The 13,375-nt window shown below is 59.7% G+C and carries 13 protein-coding genes; 10 read left to right on the top strand and 3 right to left on the bottom strand.

Annotated elements, in window-relative coordinates:
* Positions 1–99: 99 nt before the first annotated feature.
* From OQ273_RS15830 to lpxK, 6 genes are all read left to right on the top strand, one after another.
* Entirely contained in the window at positions 100–1,446 is a 1,347-nt protein-coding gene (locus OQ273_RS15830; protein ID WP_267991462.1) for a TldD/PmbA family protein, read from the top strand.
* Entirely contained in the window at positions 1,433–2,224 is a 792-nt protein-coding gene (locus OQ273_RS15825) for a 3'(2'),5'-bisphosphate nucleotidase CysQ (protein ID WP_267991461.1), read from the top strand. Before OQ273_RS15830 ends, OQ273_RS15825 begins: the two co-directional genes overlap by 14 nt.
* Positions 2,225–2,309: 85 nt before the next feature.
* Positions 2,310–2,555, top strand: a complete 246-nt coding sequence (locus tag OQ273_RS15820) for a DUF4170 domain-containing protein (RefSeq protein WP_267991460.1) — start codon at positions 2,310–2,312, stop codon at positions 2,553–2,555.
* 97 nt (positions 2,556–2,652) lie between these two features.
* On the top strand, positions 2,653–3,378 hold the full coding sequence (locus OQ273_RS15815) for a lysophospholipid acyltransferase family protein (RefSeq protein WP_267991459.1): 726 nt from the start codon (positions 2,653–2,655) through the stop codon (positions 3,376–3,378).
* Entirely contained in the window at positions 3,375–4,700 is a 1,326-nt protein-coding gene (gene waaA, locus OQ273_RS15810; protein WP_267991458.1) for a lipid IV(A) 3-deoxy-D-manno-octulosonic acid transferase, read from the top strand. Before OQ273_RS15815 ends, waaA begins: the two co-directional genes overlap by 4 nt.
* Positions 4,694–5,719, top strand: coding sequence for a tetraacyldisaccharide 4'-kinase (gene lpxK / locus OQ273_RS15805; protein ID WP_267991457.1), 1,026 nt, complete (start codon positions 4,694–4,696; stop codon positions 5,717–5,719). Before waaA ends, lpxK begins: the two co-directional genes overlap by 7 nt.
* A gap of 3 nt (positions 5,720–5,722) precedes the next feature.
* Here the strand turns inward: lpxK and OQ273_RS15800 are convergent, their stop codons facing one another.
* Together OQ273_RS15800 and mutL are read right to left on the bottom strand one after the other, a co-directional pair.
* Complete coding sequence (locus OQ273_RS15800) at positions 5,723–5,950, bottom strand: DUF2093 domain-containing protein (RefSeq protein ID WP_267991456.1); 228 nt, start codon at positions 5,948–5,950, stop codon at positions 5,723–5,725.
* Between the two features lie 22 nt (positions 5,951–5,972).
* On the bottom strand, positions 5,973–7,787 hold the full coding sequence (gene mutL, locus OQ273_RS15795; RefSeq protein WP_267991455.1) for a DNA mismatch repair endonuclease MutL: 1,815 nt from the start codon (positions 7,785–7,787) through the stop codon (positions 5,973–5,975).
* A gap of 311 nt (positions 7,788–8,098) precedes the next feature.
* On the opposite strand from mutL, the gene OQ273_RS15790 reads away from it, so the two are divergent.
* From OQ273_RS15790 to OQ273_RS15775, 4 genes are all read left to right on the top strand, one after another.
* Positions 8,099–9,436 carry a putative bifunctional diguanylate cyclase/phosphodiesterase gene (locus OQ273_RS15790; RefSeq protein WP_267991454.1) on the top strand — a complete coding sequence of 446 codons (1,338 nt, stop codon included), beginning with the start codon at positions 8,099–8,101 and terminating at the stop codon, positions 9,434–9,436.
* Positions 9,437–9,583: 147 nt separating this feature from the next.
* The gene (locus OQ273_RS15785) at positions 9,584–10,291 is read left to right on the top strand and encodes an ABC transporter permease (protein ID WP_267991453.1); all 708 of its coding nucleotides are present in this window, start codon (positions 9,584–9,586) and stop codon (positions 10,289–10,291) included.
* Positions 10,284–11,039: an ATP-binding cassette domain-containing protein gene (locus tag OQ273_RS15780; protein ID WP_267991452.1), complete on the top strand. Its 756-nt coding sequence runs from the start codon at positions 10,284–10,286 to the stop codon at positions 11,037–11,039. Before OQ273_RS15785 ends, OQ273_RS15780 begins: the two co-directional genes overlap by 8 nt.
* Before the next feature lie 19 nt (positions 11,040–11,058).
* Positions 11,059–11,889 carry an ABC transporter substrate-binding protein gene (locus OQ273_RS15775; RefSeq protein ID WP_267991451.1) on the top strand — a complete coding sequence of 277 codons (831 nt, stop codon included), beginning with the start codon at positions 11,059–11,061 and terminating at the stop codon, positions 11,887–11,889.
* 18 nt (positions 11,890–11,907) lie between these two features.
* Here OQ273_RS15775 and OQ273_RS15770 read toward each other — a convergent pair whose 3' ends face one another.
* Positions 11,908–13,266 (bottom strand): phosphohexomutase domain-containing protein, encoded by a 1,359-nt coding sequence (locus tag OQ273_RS15770; protein WP_267991450.1) that lies wholly within the window; start codon positions 13,264–13,266, stop codon positions 11,908–11,910.
* Positions 13,267–13,375: the final 109 nt, after the last annotated feature.

Raw genomic sequence — 13,375 nt, 5'->3', positions numbered from 1 at the left:
ATCTCTTAAGAAGTTCGTGAGGCAGCACAACAATCCGCTTTTAACCTTGATGCCGTGCCGACGCCACAATAAATGGAGCGGCATAGAAAGGCCAATTACATGTTTCATGCGGATAAGACACAGGAACTCGTAGACAAGGCGGCAAAGCTGGTCGAACAGGCCACCCAATCGGGCGCGGATCGTGCCGATGCGGTTGTCGTGCGCGGGCGATCGACATCCGTCAGCGTGCGCCTCGGTAAGGTGGAAGGGACCGATGCGTCCGAAAGCGACAGTTTCTCGTTGCGCGTATTTGTCGGCAATCGCGTTGCGAGCGTGTCGGCGAATGCCGGCTTCGAGGCGGCTGAACTCGCCGACCGTGCCGTCGCTATGGCCCGCGTCTCGCCGGAAGACCCGTTCGCAACGCTTGCGGACCCTCAGGATCTGGCCAAGAGCTATGACGATCTCGATCTGTTCGACCCGACTGAAGTCACAAGTGCGCAACTGACCGAGGCGGCACTGGCGACGGAAGAGGCGGCGCTGGCTGTTGAAGGCGTAACCAATTCCAGTGGCGCCGGTGCCTCTGCGGGAATGGGCGGCCTGGTTCTTGTCACCTCCGAAGGATTTTCCGGCGCCTATATGGGCAGCCGGTTCGGACGTTCTGTCAGCGTCATCGCCGGGCAGGGCACGGCGATGGAGCGGGACTATGAATTCGATTCGCGGCTTTATTATGCGGATCTCGATGATGCCGAGACGATTGGCCGCGCTGCCGGCGAGCGGGCGGTCCGGCGTCTTGATCCAAGGAAGGCCGAAACCGGCGCCGATGTGACCGTGGTGCTCGATCCGCGCGTCGCCCGCGGTTTTGTCGGGCATCTTGCCAGCGCAATCAACGGAGCTTCGGTCGCCCGCAAAACCAGTTTCCTGCGCGAAATGATGGGCGAACGGATCATGAAGCCGGGCATGCGCCTGACCGATGATCCGCAAATTGTTCGCGGTCCTGCATCAAGGCCGTTCGATGGCGAAGGCGTGCGCGGAACGCTGCTGAACATGGTCGAGGACGGTGTGCTTCAGACCTGGTTCCTGTCAACCGGAACAGCGCGCGAACTTGGTCTGAGGACCAATGGCCGCGGCGTGCGTGGCGGGTCCAATGTCAATCCGGCGTCCACCAACCTGGCGCTGGAGCCGGGCAGCGTATCGCCACAGACGCTTATCTCGGGCATTTCCTCCGGTTTCTACGTAACCGAGGTCATCGGCCAGGGCGTAAACATGATAACCGGTGAATATAGTCGCGGTGCATCCGGCTTCTGGATCGAGGACGGCGAATTGACTTACCCGGTCTCCGAGGTGACGATCGCCTCCAATCTGAAGGACATGTTCATGAACACCACACCGGCCGATGACATTGACCGCAAATACGGTACGGCGTCTCCGACGCTGGCTGTTGAAGGTATGACCATTGCCGGAAAATAGTGTTGCGCTTGCGGACCTGGCGCTTATACGCGAAGCCGCGCTCGAGGGAGCGCGGATTGCGATGGGGTATTTTCAAAAGGACCCCGAAGTCTGGTACAAGAACGGCACGTCGCCTGTAACCGAAGCCGACATCGCGGTTGACCGCTTTCTTCGCGATTCGCTGTGCAGCGCACGATCGGACTATGGCTGGCTCTCTGAGGAAACCGAGGACGATCGGTCACGGCTGGACCGGCAGAGCGTGTTTGTCGTCGATCCGATCGACGGCACACGGGCCTTTGTCCATGGCGAAGACATGTGGTGCGTCAGTATCGCAGTCGTAAGGAGCGGCGAAGTCCAGTGCGGGGTGCTGGCTTGCCCTGCCCGCGGTGAAGTTTTTGAGGCCTCGATCGGAGCCGCATCCGTAAAGGATGGCGCGCCGCTCCGCATCGACAGCACACGTGATCAGATGGTTCTGTCGATGCCGAAGACGCTTTTCAAACACCTTCCGGAGGGGTTTGTCGACCGTATCACGCGGTCCGGTCACATTCCCTCGCTTGCTTACCGGATTGCGATGGTTGCTGACGGGCGGCTGGACGGAACGCTGGTCAAGCCCAACTCCCATGATTGGGATCTAGCCGCCGCCGACCTTATTCTTCGCAATGCGGGCGGTGCGCTTCTCGACCGAAAGGGCTCGCAAATCTGCTACAACAAGAGCGATGTCAGCCACGGCCTGCTCATTGCCGGCTCCGGCGATTTGTTGTCGGAACTTGGGAACGTTGCTCGCAGCATTGACCTTTGAGTCAAATTGCAGCAAACCGCCCTGCGGACAGGCATTTGCGTCAGCCATGCCCGTTCGGCATGTATCCGTGGCAATGGAGAGCGTGATGGAGACCGACGAAAAACAATTATTGCATCTGGTGTTCGGCGGAGAGCTGGATTCGCTCGATGAAGTGCGCTTCCGGGACCTCGAAGAACTGGACGTCGTTGGTATCTATCCGAACTACAAATCCGCCTATGCCGCGTGGAAATCAAAAGCGCAGCAGACCGTTGACAATGCCCATATGCGGTATTTCATTGTGCATCTGCACAGGCTTCTCAATCCCGATGACGAGGCAGATGGCGAGCAGTAGCGGATCGGAAAATGCTGTTGGCCACATTCAGGCGCTGCGGCCGAAGCCTCTCGGCATCCTCGGTTGAAGAAGTGCGGGGCGAGGCTGGCGGCGAGGTATGGCTTTGAACACGGCATTCAGGCGTATTGGCAAAAGACTGCTGGCCTCCGACGGCTTTCAGAACGTTGCGGCTGCGATCCTGCACAACGGCCTGCGTTTCGTTAAGGGCACCAATCGCCCGGTTCCCGAATCCGATGATCTGGAGGCGGCTGTTGAAGGCAAGCTGCCGGTCATCATCGCCCTGTGGCATGGTCAGCAGATGCTGGCGCCCTTTGTTTACCGTGACAACGCCTCTGTCGCCGCGCTCGTTTCCAGAAGCCGTGACGCGGAAATCAATGCGCGCGTTCTGAAACGCTGCGGTGTGCGCGTGATACGTGGATCCGGCGGGCGGGACCGCGCGCAGACATGGAGAAAAGGCGGTGTCGGCGCCCTGAAGGCGATGACCGACGCCCTGGCGGATGGTTTCAACATCGTGATGATTGCCGACATATCGAAAGGGGCCCCCCGGCAGTCCGGCGAGGGGGTGGTCGCGCTGGCGAAACTTTCGGGGCGTCCCATCTTTCCCATGGCCATTGCCACCAGCCGCCATCATGTGATCGAAAAATCATGGGACAAGACGACGATCAATTTACCATTTGGCCGCGCTTGCCTTAAGCTTGGCGATCCCATCCATGTGCCACGCGACGTGTCGACCGCCGAGATGGAGAGCTTCCGTCAAAGGGTGACTGACGAGTTGAACAGCGTAACGGAAAAAGCCTATCGGGCAGTCAGGACATCTGCATGAGTCTCGTTTGGGCGCGCGTGACCCTGACGGCCTATCGCTGGCTTGGCGCGGCGATTTATCCCTTCCTGGGATCTTATCTTGCGTTCCGGGCGACCAAGGGCAAGGAAGAGCACTCGCGCCGGCGCGAGCGCTACGGCCATCCGAGCGCGGAACGGCCTGAAGGCCCCCTGATCTGGGCACATGCCGCAAGCGTCGGCGAAACGGTCGCCGTTATTCCGTTGATCGAGGAACTGCTGAAACGGGGTATTTCGGTTGTCTTGACGACCGGCACCGTCACCTCGGCGTCGGTGGCAAAGGAACGGCTTGGTGGGCGGGTGATCCACCAATATGTGCCGCTTGACCTCAAGCCGGCGGTCAGCCGTTTCCTTGACTATTGGCATCCGGATCTCGCGATCATCGCCGAATCTGAAATCTGGCCGATGACGATCCTTGAACTGGGCGCGCGCCGCATGCCGCAGGTGCTGGTCAACGGACGCCTGTCGGACAGGTCCTTTGCAAGTTGGCGTCGGCGGCCACATCTTGCCGAGGCGCTTTTTGAGAACCTGTCCATGGTCATTGCGCAGTCGGAGGAGGATGCAGAGCGCTTCAGAGCGTTGGGTGCGCGCCCTGTGGCCGTATCGGGAAATCTCAAGGTCGATACCAAGCCGCTTGTGTGCGACGAAACGGAGTTGCGCCGCCTGCAGCACCGCATCGGTGAGCGCGGCGTTTGGGCCGCTGTCTCGACACATCCGGGCGAAGAGGCGGTCGCCGCCGATGTGCATCAGTTCTTGAAGCCGCGCCACAAGGCATTGACGATCATTGTTCCGCGTCATCCCGAGCGCGCCGACGAGGTCGAAGACATGCTCGCCAGCCGGGGTCTGGCGGTCGCCCGCCGCTCCCGCGGCGATCTCATCACATCGGAAACGCAGATTTATCTTGGCGATACGATCGGTGAGATGGGCCTTTATCTCCGTTTGGCAAGCATCGCCTTTGTCGGCGGATCGCTGACCTGGAAGGGTGGGCACAACCCGCTGGAACCGGCCATGCTCGACTGCGCCATCCTGTCCGGGCGCAATGTCCAGAATTTCAGGGACAGCTACCGCAGCCTCCTGAAAAACGGGGGCGCACGGCTCGTCAATGACGGTGACACCCTTGCGAAATCGGTTGAATTTCTGTTCAGCAATCGTCGCACAGGCGACAAGATGCGGGCTGCGGCCCTCAAGACGGTTGAAGAATTGAGCGGTGCGCTGCCAAGGACCGTGCGCACGCTCGAACCTTATGTCAAACCGCTCACCGTCAAGGCTGAGCTCTATCAGGACGGTAACCGGCTGGGGCGATGGTAAGCGAAGCGCCCCCATTCTGGTGGACGAAGGCTGACTGGCGGGCCTGGTCGCTGGCTCCGATATCCTGGATCTACGGCGTAGTGGCGCGATCCCGCATGGAAAATGCGCCTCGGGTGGCGGTTGATGTGCCGGTTCTGTGCGTCGGCAATTTCACCGTCGGTGGCGCGGGCAAGACACCCACCGCCCTGGCCCTTTGCGCCGCGGCGAAAAAGGCCGGATTGAAGCCCGGTTTCCTGTCGCGCGGCTATGGCGGCAGCATTCGCACGGCAACTGTGGTCGATACAGATCACCACAACGCCGGAGACGTCGGTGACGAGCCCTTGCTGCTTGCACAAAAGGCGCTGACCGTGGTGTCGCCCGAACGGGCGGCCGGTGCGGCACGGCTCATTGAGGAAGGCGCCGACTTCATCATCATGGATGATGGTTTCCAAAGCGCGGCGGTACGTTTCGACTTTGCGCTAATGGTTGTGGATTCCTTGCGTGGTATCGGCAATGGCCATGTCATACCCGGCGGGCCTGTGCGTGCGCCGATGGTTGATCAGATGCGGCATGCCTCGGCGCTGCTTGTGATCGGCGACGGGCCGGAGGCTCACCCGGTCATCCGCGTTGCCGGGCGGGCTGCCAAGCCGGTCTATGAGGCAAAGCTCAAGGTGATCAGGCCGCGCCGTTTTCGGCGCAAGAAGGTTCTGGCCTATGCAGCCATCGGAAATCCGGAAAAGTTCTTTGTCAGCCTGAACTCAGCCGGTGCCGATATAGTCGATGCCCGAGGTTTCGGCGATCACCACCATTTTGTCGAGGATGAGGCCACTGATCTGCTCGACACGGCCAGCGCCCGGGATTTGCAACTGGTCACCACGGCCAAGGATATGGTCAGGCTCAGGCATGCCAGGGGCAAGGTCGCCGAGCTTGCGGAAAAATCGGACGTGCTTGAAGTACAGCTGGAATTCGATCCGCCCGGGCTTGCTCAGACATTTGTTGAGCAGACGGTCCAGTCTTTCAAGAAAAAGGCTCTGCTCTAGAGATTACTTCTGTGTCGGCAGGATACCGGCGCGTTCGTCGGCTGCAACCGATGCCCGTACATCGACATAGGGTTCCTGGCGCGCAACGCTCCAGTATTTCAACTCGTCCAGCGGGATGAGCTCGCCGGTGATCGCACATCGCACATGGGATCCGGGCGAAATGACCTGAAAATCCGCGTCGAGATAACGTATTTTTGCCTCGCCGGAGCCATGTCCTTCAAATCTGTTCATTCCCGTATCCTGTCAAACCGCGCTATCGTCTGCCGAACAGTTTTTCGATATCAGACAATTTCAACTCAATATAGGTCGGCCGCCCGTGATTGCACTGCCCTGAGCCCGGCGTGTCTTCCATCTGCCGAAGCAGGCTGTTCATCTCCTCAGGCGTCAGGCGCCGCCCGGACCGCACCGATCCGTGGCATGCCATAGTGGCGGCGACATAGTCAATCCTGGCTTTCAGGCCGCCGGCATCATTCCATTCAGCCACTTCATCGCACAGTTCGCGCACAAGTCCGGCGGCATCGATCTCACCGAGAATGGCCGGTGTTTCCCTTACGGCGACGGCCCCCGGCCCGAAACGCTCGATAACAAGGCCAAGTTTCGCCAGCGCGTCGCTGTGAACCATAAGCCGGTCGCAATCCTCCTCCGGCAGCTCCACGACCTCCGGTATCAAAAGACGCTGCGCGGGCGTGTCGCCCGATGCGAGTGACCGTTTGAGACCTTCGTAAACCAGTCTTTCATGCGCCGCGTGCTGATCGACAATAACGAGCCCGTCGCCGGTCTGTGCCACGATATAGTTCTCATGCAACTGGGCACGCGCCGCTCCGAGCGGATGATCCGGCGAGGGTGAGTGTGCCTCAAACGCATCATTGCGCGCCGTGGGTTGCGCAAAGGCTTCAAAACCACTCTGTGCGTCTTCCGAAAATCCCGAAGGCGGACCGGCGTCGTGCGGTCTGAAGGGCGAGTCGGCCGGATTATAACCGCTTGTTTTTTCGAACCGTTCCGCAGAAAAACGGCCGGAGCCGGGACCGAACTGAGGCCGGAAGGCTGCGCTAAGGTCCTGTGCGCCAAGGCTTGAGGACCTGTCGCCTTCGCGGCTCAGGGCCTGGCGGATTGCGCCGACGATCAAACCGCGCAAAAGACCGGGGTCACGAAAGCGCACATCGGCCTTCGCCGGGTGGACATTGACGTCCACGAGGGACGGGTCGAGTTCAATAAACAGCACGGCGACCGGATAGCGACCACGCGGAATCGTATCGGCATAGGCCCCGCGCAGCGCTGACATTATGAGCTTGTCCTGCACTGGCCGGCCGTTGACGAATGCAAATTGCTGCAGCGAATTGGCGCGATTGTAGGTCGGAACGCAGGCAAATCCGGAAAGCCGCACCGCTTCGCGCCCGGCATCGATTGCGATGGCATTGTCCGCAAAGTCCTTGCCGAGTACCTGACGGATGCGCGCCAGCCTGTCTTCGCCGGTCGCCGGATAGTCGATTGTGGACCGGTCGGTGCCCGAAAGGGTCATGCGCACATGCGGAAAGGCAATGGCGATCCGTTTGAACACTTCGGTGATCGCGCCCGATTCCGCCCGGTCGCTTTTGAGAAATTTCAGCCGGGCCGGTGTCGCGTAAAACAGATCGCGCACCTCAACGATCGTGCCTGGGTTGGTCGGCGCGGGTCGGACAGGCTCTTCCTTCCCGCCCTGAATGCTCGCTTCGTATCCGCTGTCCGAATTGCCCGTCCGGCTCTGGATCTTCAGTTTAGCGACGGAACCGATGGAAGGCAGGGCCTCACCCCGAAATCCCAGCGTATCGATGCTGTCGATTTGATCGGTGATCTTCGAGGTGCAGTGACGCCGCACCGCAAGCGCCAGATCGTCTCGCGTCATGCCGCATCCGTCGTCCGCAACCCGGACAAGCGCCTTGCCGCCACCGGCGGTCGCGACCTCAATGCGGAGCGCTCCAGCGTCCACCGCATTTTCGATCAATTCCTTCGCCACGCTCGCCGGACGTTCGATGACTTCGCCGGCGGCGATCTGATTGATCAGCGTTTCTGGAAGCTGCTTGACGGTCATAGGCGGATCATCCCGGATTCGTGTGATCAAGGAAAGATGCTTGGTTACACAATATTCCGGATTGAACGGGCTTTGAGGCAGGGTCACCGGCGCTGACAACCGGACCCGTGGGCGCCGTAATTGCTGTGTCGAACATGGGTTTCAGAAGTGAAACTTCCTCAGATTCTCGGACGAAACCGATGAGTTTCAACAGGTTGCGGCATGCATCCCTAAATTGCACAACCCGCCGATAGGTGTTTTTTAACCTGCGTGGGTCATTTTCTAAAGCAGAATATGGTGCTCCTCCACCATCAGGGCGCAAGGAAGAGGCGATGTCAGTTGAACTGGCCCCGGGTCACACACAGGCCATGGGCGGGGCGGACGCGATTTCCTATACGGATCCTTTGACCGGTCTCGGCAACAGGACGAGGCTGCGTGAGAAAATAACGAAACTGGTGCGTGAGCGTTCGCTCGATCCGGCGCCCTTTACCATTGGTCTTGTCAATATCGATGGCTTCCGGCCGATCAACGACCTTTTCGGTCGCGCCGCCGGCGATGACATCTTGTGCCAGGTGGCGCACCGGCTGCGCGCGTGCATGCCGCCGGAGGCCGTTGTCACCCGGTTGGAAAATGACGCGTTCGCCTTTGTTTTGCCCTTGGTCTTCGACGAAGCCAGTGCGGAAAAGAACAGCGAATTGTTCCAGGAAGTGCTTTCCGCGCCGTATGATCTCGGTTCCAGGACAGTGCGTCTGTCGGCATCCGTCGGCCTTGCGATCTACCCCTATGCCGGCGAGGACTACAAGCATCTGATGGAGAATGCCGATACGGCTCTCTACCGATCGAAACGGCGGGGACATGGGCAGGTAACCCTCTATTCGGTCGATATTGCCGAAGAGATGAAGCGCGCGACGCAACTCGAGCAGGCGCTGCGCCGGGCCGTTATCGCCGATGAAGTGGATGTCCTCTTTCAGCCCATCGTTGACCTGAGAACGGGTGTGCCGATTGGTTTCGAAGCGCTGGCGCGCTGGTATGACGATGAACTCGGTCAGGTATCGCCGGCCACCTTCATCCCGCTGGCCGAGGAACGCGGCATTATCGTTTCCCTGACCGATGTCCTGTTGAAAAAGGCGGCCCGGGCGGCGCTCAGCTGGCCGCACGACAAATATCTTTCCTTCAATCTGTCTTCAGTTCAGCTGGTCGATCCGGCAACGCACGGCAGAATCATGGCCGTTATTGGCGAAGTCGGCCTTGAGCCCGCGCGGCTGGGACTGGAAATCACCGAGACGGCAGTCATGGCCGATGCCGCCATCGCCAACAATATTATCGACCGGCTCCATGCCGAGGGCGTTTCGATTTCGCTGGATGATTTCGGCACCGGGCAGTCAAGCCTTGGCCGGCTGCGCGAGATATCGCTGGACAAGGTCAAAGTCGATCGCGCCTTTGTCTCCGAGATAACCAGGGACCGTCCGTCCGAACATATCGTCAAGGCGATCATCGCATTGTGCGACGGGCTTGATCTTGAGGTCATCGCCGAGGGAATTGAAACCGTCGAGCAGGCTGCAAAGCTGCTGCAGCTCGGATGTGTATTCGGCCAGGGCTACCTTTACGGAAAGCCGATGCCGGCGGGTGACGTAGAAGATCTGATCCGCGCATCCGAGCACTACACCTGATTTTGCGATCGGCTGCCCGCACGTCAATCCACCGGTCGGCGAAATCGACACTGGTTCCGTCAATTTTGCCGTTTTGGGTATGACGACGGTCTGACTTGACGTATTAAAAAGCGCATTGTTCCTCATAAATCGGGCAGTGCACTGAAAATGCAGGACTTTGCCGCATCCTTTCCCGAAGCTTTTCGGCTGGTTATGGGCCTCAATCCGGGCCTCCTGGAAATCGTCTGGCTTTCTTTAAGGGTCAGCGTCACAGCTGTGGTCATCGCCGCGATCATTGGCTTGCCGATGGGCGCTTTTATTGCCGTATCGCGCTTTCCGGGCCGCGGTGTTGTCATCGTAACGGTAACCGCGCTGATGGGTCTGCCGCCCGTCGTTGTCGGTCTGGTCGTTTATCTTCTGCTGTCGAATGCCGGTGCGCTCGGGCCGCTTCAGCTTCTTTATACGCCGACCGCGATGATCATTGCGCAGACGATCCTCGTCGTGCCCATCATTGCGGCGCTGACAAGGCAGACCCTTGAAGACCTCAACGCGGAATATCGCGACCAGCTTATGCTCTTCGGGCTTGGGCCGCTGTCACGGCTGCGGACGCTTTTATGGGAGGGGCGCTACAGTCTGATGACGGCGTTGCTTGCCGGCTTCGGCCGGGCGATCGCAGAGGTCGGCGCCGTGATTATCGTTGGCGGAAACATCAACCATGTCACGCGGGTCATGACGACGGCGATTGCACTGGAAACGTCTAAGGGCAATCTCGCACTGGCGCTGGGCCTCGGCATTGTGCTGGTGGTCCTGGCGTTTGCCGTCAATGCGCTGGTTTATCTGCTGCGTGCGGCTGCAGAGCGATCCGCCTATGCGTGATGCGCACCGTTCCCCGCTGCAAACGGCGACCAAACCGATCTTGCCGGTTACGGCGGAACGGCTGTTCGTGCGCCGCAAGGGCAGGGTGCTTCTCGATGTTCCGTCCCTGACGATCGGCGGCACCGGTACCACGGTACTGGTCGGGCCCAACGGGGCCGGAAAGTCGCTGCTTCTGAATGTCATGGCCGGTCTGCGCAGACCGGACAGCGGAGTTGTGCTGTGGAATGGCGTGCGGCCGGACCGGCAGCGCTACTGCCGTTTTGGCATGGTTCTTCAACGACCGGTCCTGCTGCGCCGCTCCGCCCGGTCCAACATTGAATATGCGCTGCGCTCTGTCGGTTACGGCAACGCCGAGGCGCGGGAACGGGCCGGACATGCGCTTGAAGCAGCAGGGCTATCGGCTCTCATGAACTCCTCCGCTAGAGTGTTGTCCGGAGGCGAGATGCAGCGTCTTGCCCTTGCCAGAGCTCTGGCGACTGCGCCTGATCTGCTGTTCCTGGATGAGCCGACATCAAGCCTTGATCCGGCATCCACGCAGACCATTGAGGCAATGGTCAAGGACGCCAGCAAGGGCGGAATGCGCATTGTGCTGATCGCCCACGACCTTGCCCAGGCCCGGCGCATTGGTGACGAAATCATCTTCATGCACCGGGGAAAGGTCGTCGAGCACGCGCCGACCGACCGGTTCTTTGGATCGCCCGCAACAGCTGAAGCCAACGACTTTATTTCCGGCAAGATACTGATTTAGATACGAAAGGACTTTTACAATGATTGCTTTCCGCACCCTGGGCGCCGCAGCTGCGGCCCTGTTTTTCACCATAACAGCGCCTGCGGTGGCCGACGAGTTCATTCTATTGCAGTCCACCACGTCAACGCAGAATTCCGGCCTTTACGATCATTTGCTGCCGCAATTTGAGGAAAAGACGGGAATCCAGGTTCGCGTCGTTGCCGTCGGTACAGGTCAGGCGATCAAGAATGCAGGCAATTGCGACGGCGATCTTCTGCTCGTCCATGCCAAGCAGGCGGAGGAAGCCTTCGTGCGCGAGGGCGGCGGCAAGGCGCGCCATGATGTGATGTACAATGATTTTGTTCTGGTGGGTCCCGCAAGTGATCCGACCGGGGTTCGCGATGAAGAAAAAGTCGCCCCGGCATTGCGCAAGATCGCGCAGGACGGTGCTGCCTTCGTCTCGCGTGGAGACGATTCCGGCACCCACAAAAAAGAACTCTCCCTTTGGGGCCGCACCGGTGTCGATCCGGCGGCCAGCAGCGGTGCATGGTATCGTGAAACCGGCTCCGGCATGGGCGCGACCCTCAATGTCGCCATCGGAATGGAGGCCTATGTTCTAACTGACCGGGCAACGTGGATCAGCTTCGGAAACCGTGCCGGACATGACATATTGCTGGAAGGCGATCCGGCGCTCTTCAATCAGTACGGCGTTGTGACGATTGATCCGGCGCACTGCCCGAACATCAAGCAAAAGTCGTCACAGCTCTTCGTCGACTGGCTGCTTGGACCGGACGGACAGGCTGCCATTGCCGGCTTTCGCCTGGAAGGAGAGCAGCTCTTTCACCCCAACGCCAAAAACGGCGACAGCTGAATGCACAGTGTCCCGGGATCAGGAGGTCTCGATAAGACCCTCGATCTCGGCGACCTTCTTTGCGACCAGATCGGCATTGCCGCGTGATTCCACATTCAGCCGCAAAAGCGGCTCTGTGTTTGATGCGCGCACATTAAAGCGCCAATCGTCAAAGGCCATGCTCAGCCCGTCAATCGTCTCGACATTCGGGTAGGACGGGCTGAAATGGTCGGCAATCCGGTCAATCACGGTCTTTGAATCGTCAACTGTGAAGTTGAGTTCGCCGGAACAGGGGAAGGCGCTGATGCGTTCTTCCACCATTTCGCTCAGTTTTGCTCCCGTTGCCGAGAGTTCGGCAACCACCGCCAGCCACGGCACCATGCCCGTATCGCAATAGCTGAAGTCCCGGAAATAGTGGTGGGCGCTCATTTCGCCGCCATAGACGGCGTCCTCATCGCGCAGCATCTGCTTGAAAAAGGCATGGCCCGTGCGGCAGATTTTGGCCGTGCCGCCGGCTGCCTCGACAATGTCCACCGTGTTCCAGGTCAAACGCGGATCGTAGAGCACCGTTGCCCCCGGGTGCGCGCGCAGCATGGTCTGAGCGATCAGCCCCACCAGATAGTAGCCCTCAACGAAGCGGCCGCGCTCATCGTAGAAGAAACACCGGTCGAAATCGCCGTCCCAGGCAAGGCCCAGATCGGCGCCATGTTCGATAACCGCGCGGCTTGCGCGTTCGCGCTTTTCCGGCAGCAGCGGATTGGGGATGCCATTGGGCAGGGAAGGATCAGGCTGATGATCCACCTTGATGAAGGTGAAGGGCAGGTGCTCTTCAAGCAGATCGATCACCGGCCCGGCACAGCCATTGCCCGCATGGCAGACGATTTTCAGCGGCTTGAGATCCCGTCCCGCCACCTGTTTGACGAGGCGTTCGATATAGGCCGTTTTATCAAGCTGCGGAGCAAGCACGCCGCGCTTTGCATAATCTGAAACCACCGGGAATTTCCGGTCGGAGTAAACCAGCTTTTCCAGCGGACCGAGGGCATTGTCGTGTGTTGCAGCCCGGGCGCCCTTAAGCACCATTTTGATGCCATTGTAGTTCTTTGGATTGTGGCTCGCAGTGATCATGAGGCCGGCATCGGCGCCGCTGTGATCAGTGTGAAAGTAAACTTCCTCCGTGCCGCATTGACCAAGCGGCAGAACATCGACGCCGCTGTCGAGCAATCCCTGCGCAAGTGCGCCGGCGAGCGCCGGACTGTCCTGCCGCATGTCATGGCCGACAACCACGGCCTTGCGCTGCTCTTGTGCTGCGACGGCCTGTCCGAAGCGGTAGGCAAAGGGCATATTCACCTGCGCCGGGATTTCGCCGCGGATGTCATAGGCTTTGAAGGCTGATTTCATGATAAGCAGTGTCCGGTGTAATCGGGTGATCGAAATTAACAATCTACGCGCCATACGCGCATGCGCAAGGCGATATCACTCTGCACTGGCCGAAACAACATGGTTTGAG

It is taken from the genome of Hoeflea prorocentri, from assembly GCF_027944115.1.
GTDB lineage: Bacteria > Pseudomonadota > Alphaproteobacteria > Rhizobiales > Rhizobiaceae > Hoeflea_A > Hoeflea_A prorocentri.
The sequence above is the reverse complement of the archived record's forward strand: the minus strand, read 5'-3'. Positions and strand labels throughout refer to the sequence as shown.

What these genes read in the sequence shown, in the direction of transcription:
- OQ273_RS15775 (WP_267991451.1), top strand. Translation starts at nt 11,059, where the DNA reads ATGATTGCTTTCCGCACCCTGGGCGCCGCAGCTGCGGCCCTGTTTTTC.
- OQ273_RS15785 (WP_267991453.1), top strand. Translation starts at nt 9,584, where the DNA reads ATGCAGGACTTTGCCGCATCCTTTCCCGAAGCTTTTCGGCTGGTTATG.
- OQ273_RS15770 (WP_267991450.1), bottom strand. Translation starts at nt 13,266, where the DNA reads ATGAAATCAGCCTTCAAAGCCTATGACATCCGCGGCGAAATCCCGGCG.
- waaA (WP_267991458.1), top strand. Translation starts at nt 3,375, where the DNA reads ATGAGTCTCGTTTGGGCGCGCGTGACCCTGACGGCCTATCGCTGGCTT.
- OQ273_RS15815 (WP_267991459.1), top strand. Translation starts at nt 2,653, where the DNA reads ATGGCTTTGAACACGGCATTCAGGCGTATTGGCAAAAGACTGCTGGCC.
- OQ273_RS15780 (WP_267991452.1), top strand. Translation starts at nt 10,284, where the DNA reads ATGCGTGATGCGCACCGTTCCCCGCTGCAAACGGCGACCAAACCGATC.
- lpxK (WP_267991457.1), top strand. Translation starts at nt 4,694, where the DNA reads ATGGTAAGCGAAGCGCCCCCATTCTGGTGGACGAAGGCTGACTGGCGG.
- OQ273_RS15820 (WP_267991460.1), top strand. Translation starts at nt 2,310, where the DNA reads ATGGAGACCGACGAAAAACAATTATTGCATCTGGTGTTCGGCGGAGAG.
- OQ273_RS15790 (WP_267991454.1), top strand. Translation starts at nt 8,099, where the DNA reads ATGTCAGTTGAACTGGCCCCGGGTCACACACAGGCCATGGGCGGGGCG.
- OQ273_RS15830 (WP_267991462.1), top strand. Translation starts at nt 100, where the DNA reads ATGTTTCATGCGGATAAGACACAGGAACTCGTAGACAAGGCGGCAAAG.
- mutL (WP_267991455.1), bottom strand. Translation starts at nt 7,787, where the DNA reads ATGACCGTCAAGCAGCTTCCAGAAACGCTGATCAATCAGATCGCCGCC.
- OQ273_RS15800 (WP_267991456.1), bottom strand. Translation starts at nt 5,950, where the DNA reads ATGAACAGATTTGAAGGACATGGCTCCGGCGAGGCAAAAATACGTTAT.